Origin of the sequence: Alkalinema pantanalense CENA528 (assembly GCF_050753345.1) — a bacterium.
GTDB lineage: Bacteria > Cyanobacteriota > Cyanobacteriia > Leptolyngbyales > Leptolyngbyaceae > Alkalinema > Alkalinema pantanalense.
The window spans coordinates 37,764-54,842 of the sequence record NZ_JBLZFX010000024.1 but is presented as its reverse complement, the minus strand read 5'-3'; the positions used below and the strand labels follow the sequence as shown (position 1 = coordinate 54,842).

General features: G+C 48.9%; 16 protein-coding genes. 13 read left to right on the top strand and 3 right to left on the bottom strand.

Annotation, left to right across the window (positions count from 1 at the left end):
- Nucleotides 1–219 precede the first annotated feature (219 nt).
- The 13 genes from ACN4EG_RS10260 (at nt 220) to ACN4EG_RS10200 (ending at nt 14,443) form a co-directional block, all read left to right on the top strand.
- Nucleotides 220–1,536 (top strand): type IV pilus twitching motility protein PilT, encoded by a 1,317-nt coding sequence (locus tag ACN4EG_RS10260; protein ID WP_431629288.1) that lies wholly within the window; start codon nt 220–222, stop codon nt 1,534–1,536.
- A 366-nt stretch (nt 1,537–1,902) separates the two neighbouring features.
- On the top strand, nt 1,903–2,892 hold the full coding sequence (gene pseB / locus ACN4EG_RS10255) for a UDP-N-acetylglucosamine 4,6-dehydratase (inverting) (RefSeq protein ID WP_431629287.1): 990 nt from the start codon (nt 1,903–1,905) through the stop codon (nt 2,890–2,892).
- Nucleotides 2,889–4,055 (top strand): UDP-4-amino-4,6-dideoxy-N-acetyl-beta-L-altrosamine transaminase, encoded by a 1,167-nt coding sequence (pseC, locus tag ACN4EG_RS10250; protein ID WP_431629285.1) that lies wholly within the window; start codon nt 2,889–2,891, stop codon nt 4,053–4,055. Before pseB ends, pseC begins: the two co-directional genes overlap by 4 nt.
- Nucleotides 4,052–4,795, top strand: a complete 744-nt coding sequence (locus ACN4EG_RS10245; RefSeq protein WP_431629283.1) for a cytidylyltransferase domain-containing protein — start codon at nt 4,052–4,054, stop codon at nt 4,793–4,795. The genes pseC and ACN4EG_RS10245 overlap by 4 nt, the downstream gene beginning before the upstream one ends.
- Nucleotides 4,792–5,844, top strand: coding sequence for a UDP-2,4-diacetamido-2,4,6-trideoxy-beta-L-altropyranose hydrolase (gene pseG / locus ACN4EG_RS10240; RefSeq protein ID WP_431629281.1), 1,053 nt, complete (start codon nt 4,792–4,794; stop codon nt 5,842–5,844). Before ACN4EG_RS10245 ends, pseG begins: the two co-directional genes overlap by 4 nt.
- Nucleotides 5,845–5,859: 15 nt before the next feature.
- Nucleotides 5,860–6,483, top strand: a complete 624-nt coding sequence (locus ACN4EG_RS10235) for a class I SAM-dependent methyltransferase (RefSeq protein ID WP_431629279.1) — start codon at nt 5,860–5,862, stop codon at nt 6,481–6,483.
- Nucleotides 6,484–6,550: 67 nt separating this feature from the next.
- Nucleotides 6,551–7,150, top strand: a complete 600-nt coding sequence (locus tag ACN4EG_RS10230) for a class I SAM-dependent methyltransferase (RefSeq protein WP_431629278.1) — start codon at nt 6,551–6,553, stop codon at nt 7,148–7,150.
- 20 nt (nt 7,151–7,170) lie between these two features.
- Nucleotides 7,171–7,884 carry a WbqC family protein gene (locus ACN4EG_RS10225; protein ID WP_431629276.1) on the top strand — a complete coding sequence of 238 codons (714 nt, stop codon included), beginning with the start codon at nt 7,171–7,173 and terminating at the stop codon, nt 7,882–7,884.
- Between the two features lie 15 nt (nt 7,885–7,899).
- Nucleotides 7,900–8,958 carry a pseudaminic acid synthase gene (gene pseI, locus ACN4EG_RS10220; RefSeq protein WP_431629275.1) on the top strand — a complete coding sequence of 353 codons (1,059 nt, stop codon included), beginning with the start codon at nt 7,900–7,902 and terminating at the stop codon, nt 8,956–8,958.
- Between the two features lie 53 nt (nt 8,959–9,011).
- Entirely contained in the window at nt 9,012–10,004 is a 993-nt protein-coding gene (locus ACN4EG_RS10215) for a hypothetical protein (RefSeq protein ID WP_431629274.1), read from the top strand.
- Between the two features lie 100 nt (nt 10,005–10,104).
- Nucleotides 10,105–10,938, top strand: coding sequence for a class I SAM-dependent methyltransferase (locus tag ACN4EG_RS10210; RefSeq protein WP_431629273.1), 834 nt, complete (start codon nt 10,105–10,107; stop codon nt 10,936–10,938).
- Complete coding sequence (locus ACN4EG_RS10205) at nt 10,935–12,182, top strand: glycosyltransferase family 4 protein (RefSeq protein WP_431629271.1); 1,248 nt, start codon at nt 10,935–10,937, stop codon at nt 12,180–12,182. The genes ACN4EG_RS10210 and ACN4EG_RS10205 overlap by 4 nt, the downstream gene beginning before the upstream one ends.
- Nucleotides 12,183–12,280: 98 nt before the next feature.
- Nucleotides 12,281–14,443 carry a DNA polymerase III subunit gamma/tau gene (locus tag ACN4EG_RS10200; protein WP_431629269.1) on the top strand — a complete coding sequence of 721 codons (2,163 nt, stop codon included), beginning with the start codon at nt 12,281–12,283 and terminating at the stop codon, nt 14,441–14,443.
- Between the two features lie 7 nt (nt 14,444–14,450).
- Here ACN4EG_RS10200 and ACN4EG_RS10195 read toward each other — a convergent pair whose 3' ends face one another.
- The 3 genes from ACN4EG_RS10195 to ACN4EG_RS10185 form a co-directional block, all read right to left on the bottom strand.
- The gene (locus tag ACN4EG_RS10195) at nt 14,451–14,768 is read right to left on the bottom strand and encodes a slr1957 family protein (protein ID WP_431629268.1); all 318 of its coding nucleotides are present in this window, start codon (nt 14,766–14,768) and stop codon (nt 14,451–14,453) included.
- Nucleotides 14,769–15,303: 535 nt separating this feature from the next.
- Nucleotides 15,304–16,011 (bottom strand): class I SAM-dependent methyltransferase, encoded by a 708-nt coding sequence (locus tag ACN4EG_RS10190; protein WP_431629267.1) that lies wholly within the window; start codon nt 16,009–16,011, stop codon nt 15,304–15,306.
- Nucleotides 16,012–16,118: 107 nt separating this feature from the next.
- Entirely contained in the window at nt 16,119–16,979 is an 861-nt protein-coding gene (locus ACN4EG_RS10185) for a DUF6816 family protein (protein ID WP_431629266.1), read from the bottom strand.
- Between the last annotated feature and the right edge of the window lie 100 nt (nt 16,980–17,079).

Here is a 17,079-nt window from a genome sequence, read left to right as displayed (position 1 = left end):
AACCCGTTAATATATAGGGAACCATGACTATTTAAGTTTTGAGGGGAGTTTACTCAAACTGATTGAACCTGAACTTAAATATCATTCCAATTAGTGATCTTTGTGTCTATGCAACTGCCCATTTAATTCTTCTCTTTGCAATAAGGGTTGAAGTGGGTTTTCATCCAACCAGTCTCTTAGTCATTGAGGTTAGGGGCGTATTACTGGAATAGGCTTTCTATGAATCAATTTAACTCTCCGGACGATAAAAATCAGCGGGACTATTCACGGACTGTTCCCGTTCCCCCGCCCCCGCGTGCCCAAGCTGAGCCAGTTGCGCCGCCGCCCCCGCCCTTGCAACCGATGACTCCCCGCTCTCGCCCTGCACCACCGATGCCAGAACCAGCTAAGGCCAGTGCAACCAGTGACACGATCGAGCAGATGGTACGGGATGCCCATTCCAAGAACGCTTCAGATATTCACATCCGGGTGGGTGAAATGCCTCGCTTCCGAGTGCGGGGGCAAATGGTGCAGCAGCGTGAGTATTCCGTTGTTACACCGGAAGTTTTTCAACAGTATTTGAATGAAATCCTTAACCCCCGACAGCGGGAAATCTTTGAGGAAACCCAGGAACTGGATACGGCCATTTATTATCCCGGCTTCCTGCGCTGTCGGGTTAACTGCTTTGATAGCTTGACCGGAGGCGCGATCGTGTTCCGGTTGATTCCCTTGGATGTACCCACGATCGATGGCCTAGGGCTGCCCCAGGTGCTGAAGCACTTTATTGCCCAACCCCAGGGATTAATTCTGGTAACTGGGCCAACGGGATCGGGGAAATCGACGTCGATCGCGGCGATGATCCGTCACTTAAATGAGTCAGATACCCGCCACATTGTGACGATCGAAGATCCAATTGAGTATGTGCACCAGTCCGATCGGTGCTTGATCAGCCAACGGGAAGTGGGACTGCATACCAAGGAATTTGCCCACGCACTGCGGGCGGTTCTGCGGGAAGACCCCGACGTCATTCTGATCGGGGAAATGCGCGATCGCGTCACGGTGGATACTGCCCTCAAGGCAGCTCAAACGGGGCACTTGGTACTGGGAACCCTGCACACCAAGAGCGCGATCGGTACGCTAAACCGCTTGCTTAACATCTACAACCCCGATGAGCAAGCTTCCATGCGGATCCAAATTTTAGAATCCTTAATTTCGGTCATTTCCCAGCAACTCCTGCCTACCACGGATGGGCGTCGAACTGCTGTCCACGAAATTATGGTGAATACCCCGGCCATGGCCGACTATCTCCTGAAGGGTGATGAAACGGAAGCCTTCCGCTTGATGGAAACCGATGGCTCCGAAGGAATGCAGGTCATGAACCAAGCCCTGTGCGAACTGGTGCTGTTGGGTCGGATTAGCCCGGATGATGCCGTGAAATCCAGTCCGGATGCGGGCGACCTCCGCCGTCGTGTACGGAACGAAGGGTTCGATCCCGGTCGCGCTTCGACGCGGGATGCCTTTGAAGGCACCAATGCCCGTGATTACCACCCCGTCTAGAAAAAGACTGCGCTGGTACAGACCGATCGTGCTTGGGTGAGCGAAATCTCACCCGCTAGCCCTATTAACCCTGTGAGTAGCATGCTGCTGACAGGGTTTTTGATTCATTTCGATCGTTTCTGGGTCGCCTTGGGGCATACCAACTCATCACTTTGGCGGAAAAATCTTAACATTTAGCGGAAATTACCCAACAGCAAAATGATGGGTTTGTTCCTTGTCAAGGGCATCTTAGAGATACCTTGCACTGGAATCTGCATTGAGGCTCCTAGACAGTCTCTACCGTTCGCTATTTAACGGTTTGGCTGCAATCCTGTGCATTGATGCCTGCTCTTGCCCCCTAGTTTGCAGAATTTGTTGGAGTGCCTTGTGTTTGATCATCAAACGATTTTGATCACGGGTGGCACGGGTTCCTTTGGGAAACAGTGTGTCAAAACGCTGCTGGAACACTACCAGCCGAAGAAAGTAATTGTCTATTCCCGCGACGAACTAAAGCAGTATGAAATGTCACAGGAATTCCCCGATCCGGTGATGCGCTTTTTTATTGGGGATGTGCGGGATGTCGATCGCCTGCGCTTAGCGATGCGGGGGGTGGATTACGTTATTCATGCGGCGGCGCTGAAACAGGTGCCCGCAGCGGAATACAATCCCATGGAATGCATCAAAACCAATATTAACGGCGCGAATAACGTGATTGATGCGGCGCTAGAGAATGACGTCAAAAAGGTGATTGCCCTCTCTACCGACAAGGCGGCCAGTCCCATCAATCTCTACGGCGCAACCAAGCTGGCTTCCGATAAGTTATTCGTTGCGGCTAACAATATTGCAGGCGATCGGGTGACGCGGTTTGCGGTGGTTCGCTATGGCAATGTGGTGGGTTCGCGGGGTTCCGTGGTGCCCTTTTTCCAAAAGCTGGTGCAGGAGAAGGCCACGGAGTTGCCCATTACCGATCCCCGTATGACCCGCTTTTGGATCACCCTGCCCCAGGGGGTGGACTTAGTGCTCAAAAGCTTTGAACGGATGCAGGGGGGCGAAATTTTTGTTCCGAAGATTCCGTCGATGCGCATTCTGGATTTGGCCGAGGCGATCGCACCGGGAGTACCCACGAAAGTGGTGGGAATTCGACCCGGTGAAAAGCTACACGAGGTTATGTGTCCAGCGGATGACTACCACCTCACCTTGGAATTTGCCGATCACTATGTTATTTGTCCGGCGATCAGCTTTAGTATGGCTCACGACTTCACTGTGAATACGATCGGCGAGAAAGGCCAACCTGTACCGGAAGGCTTCCAATACAGTTCAGATAAAAATGATCAATGGCTAACTCCAGCACAACTCTTAGAAATTCTCACACCGTGAGTGCTTACATTCCCTACGGTCGGCAAAGCATTTCCGAGCAGGACATTGAGGCTGTAGTTGCGGTGCTGCGTTCCGATTGGCTGACCCAAGGTCCCGCGATCGCCCGGTTTGAACAGGCGGTGGCGGATTACTGTGGAGCGAAGTATGCGATCGCGGTGTCCAATGCCACGGCAGCGCTGCATATCGCTTGTTTAGCCCTTGGGTTGCAATCTGGCCAGCGACTGTGGACTTCGCCCAATACGTTTGTCGCATCTGCGAACTGTGGGCTGTACTGTGGGGCCGAGGTCGATTTTGTCGATATCGATCCGCACACCTATAACCTCAGCGTTGCCGCGCTACGGGAAAAGTTGGAACAGGCAGCCAAGTGCGATCGCTTGCCCCAGGTGGTGATTCCTGTGCATTTTTCCGGCCAAGCTTGTGCTATGGCAGAGATTGCGGAACTGGCTGACCAGTACGGGTTTCAAGTGATTGAAGATGCCAGCCATGCCCTCGGGGGGCGTTACCAAAGCCAAACGATCGGCAATGGCCAATTTTCAGAAATGACGGTTTTCAGCTTTCACCCGGTCAAAATGATCACGACGGGCGAGGGCGGCATGGTGTTAACCAATCGGGTGGATTTAGCAGAACGGTTACGCCAATTACGATCCCATGGCATTACCCAGAATCCCGATCGCCTCTTGCAAGATTCCCCTGGCGCTTGGTATTACGAGCAGCAGGAACTGGGCTTTAACTACCGCATGACCGATTTGCAAGCGGCGCTGGGATATAGTCAGTTACAGCGTTTAGAGCAATTCCTCGATCGTCGTCGCGATTTAGCCCAGCGTTATAACCAGCAATTACAAGATTTACCGATTACGTTACCCTATCAACATCCAGATACGCACTCTAGCTATCATCTCTATGTAATTCGCTTACAATTGGAACGGCTGAATAAATCCCATCGACAAGTGTTTGGAGCGTTGCGCGATCGGGGCATTGGGGTACAGCTTCACTATATTCCTGTCCATACCCAACCCTATTACCAACAGTTAGGCTTCCAATGGGGCGACTTTCCGCAGGCGGAGCAGTATTACCGCGAGGCGATCAGTTTGCCGATGCACCAAGGTTTAACCGATGCAATGCAGGATCAAGTGATTCGCATCCTACATGAGGTGTTGCAATGAAAACAGTCATCATTGTGCAAGCTCGGATGACTTCGACACGTCTGCCCGGTAAGGTACTGAAAACAGTGCTGGGAAAGCCGTTGCTGGAGTATCAAATGGAGCGACTTCAGCGGGTTACTCTTGCCGATCAGATCGTGGTTGCGACAACGGTAAATGAAACGGATCAGCCGATCGTGGATGTATGCGATCGCTTATCAATTCCCGTATATCGTGGGTCAGAGCAGGATGTCTTAGCCCGCTACTATGAAGCTGCACAGACATTTGAGGCAGATGCGATCGTGCGTGTAACCTCCGACTGTCCGTTGATTGATCCTGAAATCATCGATCGGGTCATTGCAATTTATCAACAAAATGTTCCCAACTTGGACTATGTTGTGACCGATGAAGTGAGTTATCCACGGGGAATGGATGTCGAAGCTTTTTCGATGCAGGTTCTAGAAGAGACCTATCGAGAAGCAACCCATCCTGCTCATCGAGAACATGTTACACCGTTTATCTACCAACAGCCCTCTCGGTATCATGTCTATACCGTTATGCAGGATTGTTTACTCGCACCCTGTCGATTAACTGTAGATACTTCAGAAGATTTTGAATTAATTCGCTGTATTTTAGAACACTTGTATTCAGCTCAACCTCAATTTAATTTACATAGCATCATTGGTTTACTCCAACAAAAGCCAGAATTAGTAGCGATTAATGCTCATGTTATACAAAAGCCGTTGATGGAGGCTGTGGTGTGAAAGTAGCAATTCGTGCAGATGCTTCTGTGGAAATTGGAACAGGGCACATTATGCGCTGTCTGACACTAGCGACGGCATTACAATCCCAGGGGGCTGAAGTCTTTTTTATCTGCAAAACATTGTTGGAAAATCTTGAGCATAAAATCAGAAATCAAGGTTTTCAGGTAGTTCGGCTAGAAGCTGGCTCAGACTGGAATCATTCTGTTGATGCACAAGCCACCATCTCAGTCATTCAGCAGTGTTCAGGCGAAATTGACTGGCTGATTATTGATCACTATCAAATTAGTCGATCGTGGGAGCAGCTTGTTCGTCCTTATATCAAAAAAATTTTAGTCCTGGATGATTTAGCTAATCGCAATCATGACTGTGACTTACTACTAGATCAAAATCTTGCTGACGATCGCCAAGCCCAATATCAATCGCTTTTACCCAGTCACTGCCTACAACTTTTGGGAATCGACTATCTTTTACTGCGATCGGAGTTTTGGCAAACACGATCTCAAAGACAAAATCGTTGCAATGTCCCGCAGACACTATTAATTACTATGGGCGGTAGCGATCCCAGCAATATGACTTCTCTGATTTTAAAAGCACTGAGATCTATTAATCAATCGCTAGAAATCAGAGTCATTATCGGCATTGGTTGTCCATACTGGGAAGACATTCAACTACAAATTAACGCGGTCTCTCAACATACCATTACATGCCTGCATGATGTCTCCAATATGGCATCACAAATGGATTGGGCGGATGTCGCCATTAGTGCAGGTGGTTTTACAGTATATGAGTTAGCCTGCATGGGGGTTCCTGCAATGATTATTGCAACTCATCCTACACAAAATCAGGTCTCTGAGGCGATGCATAATTACGGTATTAACTGGTTTTTGGGAGAAGCTTCTGACTTAACGGTTCCATTCTTAGAAGCACAAATCACTCAGTTTTTGAGTAATACAATTCATCTAGAGAAAATGACAATTCAAGGTCAGCAATCTATTGATGGATTAGGAGTTGGACGAGTGATTGAAATGATTTACAAACTAGCTAGCTAAATTGGAGAGTTATCTATGGCAAGTTTAATGAAAGAACATCAACATATCTGGAATTCCTGGAATCAGTCAAAAGGGCCTAAATATCCCCATGAAAAAGTGATTCAATTTGTATTTCGGAACTTTCCGATCGCCGATCGTGCTCAGACCCGCGTTTTGGATCTGGGCTGTGGTAGCGGAGTGCATACCCATTTCCTAGCATCTGAGGGATTTCAAGCCTACGGCTGTGACATCTCTGAGGTTGGGGTAACCAACACTCGATCGCGCCTCCAATCTGCTAATCTTGTGGCAGATTTACAGGTAGCGAGTCTTGACCAACTCAATTATGAGGATAATTTTTTCGATCTAATCATCAGCTGTAGCGTATTTGAAGCTGCTGGATTAGCAACTGTGCAAAAAGGTATTGGGGAAATTTATCGAGTTCTTCGATCGGGGGGACTAGGATTTTTTCTGTTTGCTAGCGAGGTTGATTTTAGGATTCAGCAGAACAATACCCTGGGATTACATGGATTCTCTCAAGCAGAGGTTGAGTCAATTTTCAAACCACTAAATCTTAATTTCTTATGCATAGATAGATACATCACAACATTTCAAAATCAGACCTTTCAATCCAATGATTTTCTGATCACCTTGAAAAAGTAAACTTTAATAAGTGGGTTTTAAACCAGTAAATGCAAACTTCAAAAATCAAACTCATTATTGAGACTATATGAATTTAGCAGAGCACTATCGAAACCTCTTCCTCCAGTATGGTGATTCCCCAGAAGCTTCCCAATGGCGCGATCGAGGAACTCAAGAAACCCGTTTCGCAATTCTTACAGAAATTGACGATCTCCATTGCCAAAGCATTCTAGATTTTGGCTGTGGGACAGGGCATCTAGCAAACTATTTAAAATCCAGGAAGATTTCCGTTAATTATACTGGTGTGGATATCGTTTCTGAAGTACTTCAGTGTGGTCAGAAAAAGCATCCTGAGTTTCGTTTTTGTCAAATGGAGGAACTTGCCCCCTCGGAGAAATTTGATTATGTTCTGATTAGTGGCGTTTTCAACAATTTGGTTGAAGATAACCGTCTATTTTACCAGTCCACTCTCACAGAATGTTTTTCCCGCGCTCGTAAAGGATTGGCATTTAATTTACTAAGTCATTATGTTGACTACTATGATCAAGGGCTTTTTTATGAATATCCTGAGGTCGTTTTTAAGTTTGCCAAGGAGCATCTATCTCCCTATGTAGTCTTACGCAATGACTACCAACTGAAACCAGGTATTATTCCCTTTGAGTTTACAACTTATATCTATCGTCGGTGAGAATGATGCGATGCGTTATTATGCAGCCAACTTATCTTCCCTGGGCAGGTTATTTTAACTTGATGGCTCAGGCTGATGTATTTATCATTTTAGATGATGTTCAGTTTGAGCGGAGATCCTGGCAAAGTCGCAATCGGATCTTATTAAACGGTCAGGAATGCTGGCTTACCGTTCCTGTTCATTCTCAGTATGGAGTTGAATCTATTTCGACAATTCAGTTAGATAATGGACAAAAATGGCGAAAAAAACATGTTCAAACAATTAGTCAAGCCTATTCCAAAGCTCCCTATTCTGATTGTTTGATCGGTTTGACAGAAATTCTTCTCAATGAATCATTAGAACTTTTAGTGGATCTAAATTTTCAAATTATTGACTGGATTTCGACCCAACTAAGTTTATCCCCTAAAATTATTCGAGCCAGTGAGGTTGGGGCATCTGGGAAGCGATCGCAGCATCTCTACAATCTCTGTGAAGCTTGTCAATGTGATGAGTATATAAGTCCGATCGGGTCACAAGAGTATCTTATTGCAGACCGGGTTTTTGAAGCATCATCAACTCGATTGATTTTCCAAGATTACCATCCTCAGCCCTATCCACAATTGAAAACGGCTCATTTTGTTAGTCACTTATCCATAGTTGATGTGATTGCTAACTTGGGTTGGGATCAAGCCTCAGAATATGTTTTAACAGGAAAAACAGAAAACACTTCATACGCAATTCGTGAGTCCTTCTGAAACATGGAATCTGAAATGTCACTAGAAAGAATTTGGCTTGGAAGTCGAGAGATCGGATCGCACACCGCGCCGTTTATTATTGCCGAAATGTCGGGAAACCATAATCAATCCCTCGATCGGGCCTTGGAACTGGTCGAGGCCGCAGCGAAATCCGGTGCCCATGCCCTCAAGCTCCAGACCTACACAGCGGATACGATGACCCTGAACCTGACGGAGGGAGAATTCTGGATTCACGACGCCGACAGCCTCTGGCAGGGCAATTCTCTCTACAACCTGTATCAGCAAGCCTACACGCCCTGGGAATGGCATGAGCCGATTTTTCAACGCTGTCGCGACCTGGGCATGATTGGCTTTAGTACGCCCTTTGATGCCACGGCAGTGGACTTTTTGGAATCCCTCTCCGTGCCCTGTTACAAAATTGCCTCCTTTGAAAACATTGATTTACCGTTAATTCGTAAAGTCGCCCAAACCGGGAAACCGATAATCATGTCCACGGGCATGGCGACGATCGCGGAATTAGATGAAGCCGTCAGAACCGCACGGGAGGCGGGTTGTCAGGATTTAATCTTGCTCAAATGCACCAGCACCTATCCCGCCACACCCGAAAATTCTAATTTGCTCACGATTCCGCACCTGCGGGATTTGTTTAACGTGCAAGTGGGGCTATCGGATCACACCTTGGGCATTGGCGTAGCCGTGGCTAGCGTTGCCCTAGGGGCAACGGTAATCGAAAAACATTTCACCCTGCGACGATCGGACGGTGGCGTGGATGCAGCCTTTTCCATGGAACCAGAGGAGATGGCGCAGTTGGTGACGGAAACGGAGCGGGCCGCCCAAGCCCTCGGCCAAATCAGCTATGGCCCCACAGCGGCGGAAATCAAGTCTCTCCAGTTTCGTCGATCGCTCTACATCACTCAAGACCTGCAACCTGGAGCTGTGTTAACCCCTGAGAATTTGCGATCGATCCGTCCCGGTTTGGGACTCCCTCCCAAATACTACGACCAGCTTTTAGGCAAATCCCTTCGTTGCGCAGTCAAGGCTGGAACGCCGATGAAGTGGGAACTCTTAGCTTAGATTGTTTGAAGGTGTTGGTATAGATTGGCTAGGCAGCAAAAGGAGTGCAAGCAATGGCTTCGATCGATTGGCTCACGAAACGATTGCCCCCCATTGAACGAATTCGGCTCCGGAGTGAACCGGATTATTACGGCATTAGCCATTTGATTGCCTGTGCCGTCGATCGAGCTAAGCCCCCTCGTAGCTTTGCCCACTGGCTCCACGGTTGGATTTGCACTGACCCGATTACCTATCCCCGCGAACTTACCTTTTGGGGGCAGCCGCAAGACACCGTTTTAGTGACTACCCGAGAACAAGTACAAATCCTACAGAAATTCGGCTTTCAGCGGGTTCATGCAGCAGGTTTACCCTTCATTTACGGGAACTTACAAGCCGTAGATCGAAAGCCTAAAACACTACTGGTAATGCCCTCCCATTCCTCTGCCTATACGGAACAGAAAGTTGATCAGGAAGACTATGTAAAATATATTTCGCAATGGAAAGCCGAATTTTCAGATATTGTATTTTGCATCCATGGTTCCTGCATAGAAAAAGGATATTGGATTCCTGTTCTAGATCACTATCAAATTCCTTGGATTACAGGAGCGACTACGGACGATCGCAATGCGCTGATTCGAATGAATGTCATTTTCCGTAGCTTCGATTGCGTTACTTCCAATGTGATTGGCTCCCACATTGCCTACGCGGCCTATTGCGGCTGTCGGGTGTCGATCGATGGCCCCTATGCCTCCCCCCAACTGAGTGAGTTTCGCAATGATCCCTGGTATTCCTTGTATCCGGAATTATTGCAGAAACATCTCGACCTATTCCATGAAGCCCAGATCCGTCAGCGCTTTCCTCAATTCTTTGTTTCACCGATCGAGGCAACACAACACGAACCTTGGGGAACCCAGATAGTTGGAGCCAGCCATCAGAAAACCCCTGAGGAATTGGTTTCGTTACTTGGTTGGGCACCCAAGCAACAAATAGCAGGATATACTACGCGAGTTGTCAAAAAGGTACGATCGATCCTACCTATCAAGCAAGCGGGGACAATCTCAGGCTGAGTTATTTTTAAGCTCAATTATTTTTAAGCTCAATTATTTTTAAGCTAAGTCATTATTTAAAAAGCCTTGTTAAATGAAGACGTACGATCGCGAAACAACGATGATGCAACTTGTGAATATTGGCTGTGGACAAACCTTCCATCCGGATTGGGTCAACCTAGATTTGATGCCCAGTGCGGCGGAAGTTCGCAGCTTTGATATTCGGCGAGGCTTACCGTTTGCCGATCGTACCTGCGATGTGTGCTATAGCTCCCACGTTTTAGAGCATTTACAACCAGTCCAAGCAAGTTTTTTGATTACTGAAGCCTTTCGAGTTCTGAAACCCGGTGGAATTTTGAGAATCGTGGTACCGGATTTAGAACAGATTGCACGGTTATACTTAGCAACGTTGGAACAGGCTACATCTGGCAATTCTCAAGCGATCGGGCAGTATGATTGGATGCTACTGGAATTATTAGACCAAATGACCCGTACCCATGCCGGGGGAGAGATGGGCAAGTACCTCGATCGGCTCAATGATCAGAATGCTGACTTGGATAGAGCGTTTGTGAGATCGCGTATGGGTGCAGAAATAGATAACTATTATCAAGCAAAAAAACTAACCCGCTGGCAAAAAATTAAATCGAAACGACCCACTTGGTATATCCAGAAAATTCGTACAAAAGTTGCTGAGTTTTTTGTCTTACTCATTGCTGGAAAGCAGGCCCAGAAAAGTTTTCAGGAAGGTATCTTTCGTAATTCTGGAGAACTTCATCGCTGGATGTACGATCGTGTTTCCCTTCAGCAATTACTCAGCCAAGCGGGATTTACAGAAATTCAGGTCTGTCAGGCATCAGAAAGTCGAATTCCTCACTTTAATGACTTTGAGCTAGACACCCTGCAAGGACAGGTACGCAAACCCGATTCGCTCTTTATGGAGGCGGTGAAACCATGAAACCGCTCTTGCTCAGTACGTACGACATCACCGGGGGCGCAGCGCGAGCAGCCTATCGCTTACACCAGGGTTTGCAAGAAATCGGTTTAGAATCCCAAATGCTGGTACAAAACAAAGCCAGTGACGATCGCTCTGTCATTGCCCCCCGCAGCAAACTCCAGAAAACCATCGCCTTCTTGCGGCCTGGGATTGATGGCTTGCCCCTCAACTTCTATCGTCAACGGCAAATCGATCGCTATTCCCCCGCTTGGTTACCGGAACCTTTGACGCAGCAAATTGCAGCCCTGCAACCGGATATTGTCAATCTCCATTGGATGGGCAGTGGCTTTCTGCGGCTGGAAACTTTGCGTAAGCTCCGGCAACCGATCGTTTGGACGATGCATGATATGTGGGCCTTTACCGGGGGATGCCACTACAGCGATGGCTGCGATCGCTACGAGCAAACCTGTGGTGCTTGCCCAAAACTCAACAGCCAGAAACCCCGCGATTTATCCCGTTGGATTTGGCGGCGGAAACAGCGTGCTTGGCAACGGCTCAATTTAACGATCGTCACTCCTAGCTGCTGGTTAGCCCAATGTGCGGCCCAAAGTTCGCTGTTAAAGCCCTACCGCGTTGAAATTATCCCCTATGGCCTCGATTTACAGCGGTATCGCCCCTACGATCGCGACGACGATCGCGCCATGGTTCGCAAAATTCTAAATTTACCGTTGGATGTGCCATTAATTCTCTTTGGTGCGGCGGATGCCACCCGCGATCGGCGCAAAGGGTTCCATGTCTTGCAAGCGGCGTTGCAAAGCCTGAGCCAACAATCGTGGCCCCAGCGACCTGAACTGGTGATTTTTGGTGCATCGCAACCTGAAGTTCCACCGGATTTAGGCTTTCCCACCCACTACCTAGGCACCTTGGGCGATGAGATTTCTCTATCCCTGGCCTACGCCGCAGCGGATGTGTTTGTCGCACCGTCCCTGGAAGATAATTTGCCCAATACAGTCTTGGAAGCCTTGGCCTGTGGGACACCCTGTGTGGCATTCAAAATTGGTGGGATGCCGGACATGATTATTCCAGGCGAAACGGGATACCTGGCCCAGCCCTACCGCGTCCAGGACTTGGCCCAGGGGATTCGTTGGGTGCTGATGACCGATCGACCGTTGCGTGCCCAAGCCCGTGCCCATGCGGAAAAATCCTTTGCCCTCACGCAACAGGCCCAGCGCTACCAGCGGCTTTTTCAGGAGCTTCTATCCTAAAAAAGTATTCTAAGAACTTTTGTTCTAGTCCCAGGGAAGGGGGAAATCGGGCTTACAATAGATCCCGGTTCACTTCGACTTGGGTCGCGATCGTTCCTATGTCCTACATTCCTCTGCACCACAAATATCGTCCTCAAACCTTCGCGCAATTGGTGGGGCAGGAAGCGATCGCGACTACGCTCAGCAACGCCCTAACCCAAAAACGCATTGCTCCGGCCTACCTGTTCACGGGGGCTCGGGGAACCGGAAAAACCTCTAGCGCTCGCATTTTGGCTAAGTCCCTCAACTGCATTGCGGGATCGGAACCAACGCCCCACCCCTGCGGCCAATGTGAAATCTGTCGCGAAATCACCCAAGGGTCTGCCTTAGATGTGATTGAAATCGACGCGGCCAGCAATACGGGGGTTGATAATATTCGCGAACTGATTGAACGGGCGCAATTTGCTCCAGTGCGTTGCCGTTATAAGGTCTATGTCATTGACGAGGTTCATATGCTGAGCAATGCGGCCTTTAATGCATTGCTAAAGACGTTGGAAGAACCGCCAGAACGGGTCGTATTTGTCCTCGCAACCACCGATCCCCAGCGGGTTTTACCGACGATTATTTCCCGCTGTCAGCGCTTCGATTTTCGGCGTATTCCCCTAGAAGCGATGGTGCAACACCTGACCCAGATTGCCCACCAGGAGCAGATCGCGATCGCGCCCGATGCGGTGCAACTGGTGGCCCAAATTTCCCAGGGCGGCATGCGCGATGCGGAAAGTTTGCTAGATCAACTCAGCTTATTGGCGGGTGAAGTCACCGTCGAAAAGGTGTGGGATCTGGTGGGGGCGGTACCGGAGCGGGACTTGATGGCGTTGGTGCAGGCGATCGCGTCGGATGATCCCGAAACGATGCTCGATCGCACCCGTCGCCTCATGGATCGGGGCCGCGAGCCGTTGATTGTGCTGCAAAATTTAGCTAGTTTCTACCGGGATTTGCTCATTGCCAAAACGGCCCCCCAGCGCAATGATTTAGTGGCCATCACGCCCCCCACTTGGGCGGAAATGACTGCATTTGTTCAATCGGTGGACATTGGCTGGTTGCTGGCTGGACAGCAACACCTGCGCAGTGCCGAAGTGCAAATTAAAAACACGACCCAACCCCGGCTCTGGCTGGAAGTGACCTTAATGGGATTGCTGCCCTCGGCGATCGTCACTGCCAGTGTTGTCAGCCCGACGACTGCGGCCCAGCAGGTGCCCCGATCGGTTGCATCCCCACCCTCCGCAAAATCTACGCCCCAGCCGACGGCCCAATCCACCCAGCCAACTGCCCGACCCGTATCCCAACCGATATCCCAACCACCAACCGCCACGACAGCACCGCGATCTACGACAACTCCTGCTGCAACCCCAACTCCACCAACGAGTCCCCCAACACCAACTCCCGCTGCTTCTGCAAATGCAACCGAACCCTCTGGCCAGCCTACCAACCCAGATTTAGAAGCGCTATGGCAGCAAATTCTGGGGCACATTGATTCGGCTCCGGCCTTGGGAATGATTCGGCCTAACTGCCAATTGCTGAAATTTGACGGCCAAGAAATTACGATCGGAGTGGTCAAAACCATGCTGGCGATCGTGAAAAAACAAAGCCCAGCTCTCGGAAAAGCCTGTGCCAAAGCCTGCAAAGCTAACGTTAAGCTGGTTTGGGTTGGCATAGACGGTAAACTGATGCCGCCCGCCGCCGGGTCTTCACAGATTCCGGGATCGTCTCACCAAGAGAGATCCCAGGGCTTTTCAGCCCAATCCAGTCCTGCGATCGCCCAGTCCTCCTCTTCCTTCCAACCATCTCAGTCTGCCCAGCCGCAGCCCCCCCAGAAGTCTGCCCAGCCCAGCCCACCGGCGACGGGCTTACCTCGACCGATCGACCTGCCTACGCCGCCACCAACAATCGATTCGCCCACTGGAGGAATGCTGCTGGAAATGCCATCGGCGAAAGCGACTGGCTATGACCTAGATGAACTGAGTCGCGCAACGAAAAGTTTAGCCGAAGCCTTTAATGGTCAAGTTGTTACGTTAGAAGACGAGGTCGCGGTTCCTGAAAAGTCCGTTGATCCTCAAGATTCTCAGATTGGCTCCCACGATTCCCCGCCTTCATCCCCCCCCCATCCTCCACTGTCCAATGCCCAAACCCCTCCGCCCAGCCGCGAACTGCCTACGGTTGCAGAGATTTTGGGAGAGGATGGACTGAATGTAGATGATGACGAGGATGATGTCCCGTTCTAGCCCAGAGTTAAAGCGCTTCGTCTTCTAATGTGCCAACCACGATCGCGCAAAAGGCAAAACCAGCCACCAACGGGATAGGAGCCGCAAGAACACAACTGAGCCCCAAGGAGACTAAAAAGACTGTTGTTGCAACGAGGCACCAAAAGCGTTCATCGGCACTTAATCCCTTTTCTGCTTTAATTGCCCGCAGGACTTGCTGGGGAATCGGCACAGGCATCACAGCATTGGGTGGAAAGGCCCAATAGCTGGATCGATCGCGAAACCAATCAGTCCACCCATTCTCCAAACACCAGTCGGCGATCCACTGTTCGCAATAATGATTCATAGCGCAATTGTCTAAGCCTTAGAAAAGTGGATAAAGCAATCCTGCGTAGCCCATTGCCACACTAATTAGAACTCCATTGATAAACCTTTTACCGACCGAGTTATTGGGTTGGGAACAGAGCCTCATCAGCCCATCCGTCTCTCCCAATCGACCCCTAACCCGCGAATTTGGTTTTCAGGAACGTTACTAATTCATTCGATGCTTTGATTTAAATCTATTATTGCAAGAGAGTAGCAAAGGGAAAGACCTCTCCACAACCAAAGATATTAAAATTTACGTATCTACACGTAAAACATTGCGACATGTCACTAAATCTAGAAAGTTGATAACGCAGGAATGGGATCTCTGTTGCGATCTTTGTCTAGTCTTCCACACAGGCAGGCTTAGATAGTCGTCATCCATGATAGTTGCCATCCATCGATCGCGAGGCTGCGAAACTAGGGGGTGAGGAATGCGTGAAGCGGGAGGAGGCTCGCTAGGAGCAGAAGAGATTCTGAGGGGGAGGGAATTTTACAGAGGTTAACCCAAATTTGCTCTATTCAATATTAAATCCTTGGGCGGGTTGACTAACTGCAATGCCTCCATCAACAGGGTACATCTGAAACGAGATCCCTAGTTGGTCTGACCAGCGCTGTATAATTCGTCGTTCTCCAGGACGCTGGATGTCGTCAAGCACGATCGGGCAAGCGGGCGCAAGCTGCTTAGCAAAAAAAGGAACTGCTGGATAACGAGCCAATTGTTTGCCCGGTTCATAGGCCGGGGGGCCATCGACGATGAGGCAATTAATTTCTTGGTTTCCGATCGCCCGCTGAATGGGTTCGGCGTCGTACCACAGGTTGCCATCCAACGCCAAGGCACAGGGAGCCAAGGGGGCATGAATGAAGGTTACGAAGTCCAACAATTTTTCTTGAGTCAGAAATCCTTTGACTTGGTGAAGCCAATCTAGATCATGATCGATCGTATATAAGTGACCGTGGCCCAAATTTTTGAGAAGTTTAGCCAAGTAGTAAGTTGTCAGGCCACTGCCACATTCCACAACTGCCTGGGGACGACGGAAGACCAATGTATTAAGAACTTTAACAATGCCACTGGGACGCATTGCAGAAGAAGACCAAGGCAAATAAGTCGTTGTTAAGGGCGTCAAAGCCTGTATTGCCAAATTATCCTGGAGATCCTTCGCTAGCGTTTCGGAATGCAAGAGGGTCTCAATCCAGGTACGTATCCTATGCTTCCACTGAACCATAATGCAAACAGACTCCTGAGTAAGCAAGTATCAACGTTAGCAAAAATGAACATTAGCAAAGACGAACATTAGCAAAGACGAAAAATTGGACGTAACAAAAGAAAAAACTATGACTTGGAAATTGGAAATAATTCTAAACGGTAGCGATAGAGAGCAATGGGAGTTTCCCTCGCGCGAAAATATTGGGGATCCTGGGGTGAGAGATAAACAGCCGTGAATTGATCTGCGACGATCGGTGGCCTTTGGGTTTGTTCAGATGTGTCTAGAGAATTAGTGTCTAGAGAATTAGTATTTAGAGAATTAGTGTCTAGAGAATTAGTGTCTAGAGAATTTTGTAGGTGATAATCCGTGGTTGTTTCCACTTGGTTGAGATAGGGAGAAGTGCTCCCCCGAAAAATCTGTTGAAAAATTTCTGTGGTAATAAATTCCTCGGAATCAGGCTGCTCAGTATTCCGACCTGTAATGCGGGAGATGAGTTCCCGATCGCCCTGCAAAAGCGTTCGCTGTTCGTTGGGGAACTTGGGATTGACGGTAACTGATTTCACGAGATTATCGCCCAAATAGGCGCGGGCAATATTCAGTCCATTGAAAGCCCGATCGATCACAACTTGATTGGCCGTAGATGGAATGAGTGCCGTCGTATTAATCACCGGCTGCTCAATAAACCGAACATCAAATGCGATCGGTTGATTGAGAGAGGCTCGGTTACTCTCAAATCCTGGGGTTACAATCTCTGGAGCTAGGGGAGCCACAAGATCAATCAGGGTACTTTTGACATGCCACGTCCCGGCCAGCCACTGGGGAAAGGCGATTTCCCGATCGGGGGCTTGGACAGTGGGGAGATGCTGCCATTGGGGAAAAGTCGCCACACGATCGGTCAAGTTTTCTGCAAATGCACCCTCTACCCATCCCAAATTCGCAAAACTCAGGACTAAGCTTAGGAGGACACCGATTCCAATTTGTTTCATAGCTATTCTGCAAATTTCGATCATTTCGTCCTTAGTTGGTGCATTACTGGTATTCAATCTTGTATTAAATCAGTATTCAATCTTGTATTAAATCAGTATT

Bases quoted from the DNA above. Each gene is read 5' to 3' on its own strand.
- ACN4EG_RS10185 (WP_431629266.1), bottom strand. From the start codon at position 16,979: ATGAAACAAATTGGAATCGGTGTCCTCCTAAGCTTAGTCCTGAGTTTT.
- ACN4EG_RS10190 (WP_431629267.1), bottom strand. From the start codon at position 16,011: ATGGTTCAGTGGAAGCATAGGATACGTACCTGGATTGAGACCCTCTTG.
- ACN4EG_RS10205 (WP_431629271.1), top strand. From the start codon at position 10,935: ATGAAACCGCTCTTGCTCAGTACGTACGACATCACCGGGGGCGCAGCG.
- ACN4EG_RS10225 (WP_431629276.1), top strand. From the start codon at position 7,171: ATGCAGCCAACTTATCTTCCCTGGGCAGGTTATTTTAACTTGATGGCT.
- ACN4EG_RS10210 (WP_431629273.1), top strand. From the start codon at position 10,105: ATGATGCAACTTGTGAATATTGGCTGTGGACAAACCTTCCATCCGGAT.
- ACN4EG_RS10245 (WP_431629283.1), top strand. From the start codon at position 4,052: ATGAAAACAGTCATCATTGTGCAAGCTCGGATGACTTCGACACGTCTG.
- ACN4EG_RS10215 (WP_431629274.1), top strand. From the start codon at position 9,012: ATGGCTTCGATCGATTGGCTCACGAAACGATTGCCCCCCATTGAACGA.
- ACN4EG_RS10195 (WP_431629268.1), bottom strand. From the start codon at position 14,768: ATGAATCATTATTGCGAACAGTGGATCGCCGACTGGTGTTTGGAGAAT.
- pseI (WP_431629275.1), top strand. From the start codon at position 7,900: ATGTCACTAGAAAGAATTTGGCTTGGAAGTCGAGAGATCGGATCGCAC.
- ACN4EG_RS10260 (WP_431629288.1), top strand. From the start codon at position 220: ATGAATCAATTTAACTCTCCGGACGATAAAAATCAGCGGGACTATTCA.
- ACN4EG_RS10235 (WP_431629279.1), top strand. From the start codon at position 5,860: ATGGCAAGTTTAATGAAAGAACATCAACATATCTGGAATTCCTGGAAT.
- ACN4EG_RS10200 (WP_431629269.1), top strand. From the start codon at position 12,281: ATGTCCTACATTCCTCTGCACCACAAATATCGTCCTCAAACCTTCGCG.
- ACN4EG_RS10230 (WP_431629278.1), top strand. From the start codon at position 6,551: ATGAATTTAGCAGAGCACTATCGAAACCTCTTCCTCCAGTATGGTGAT.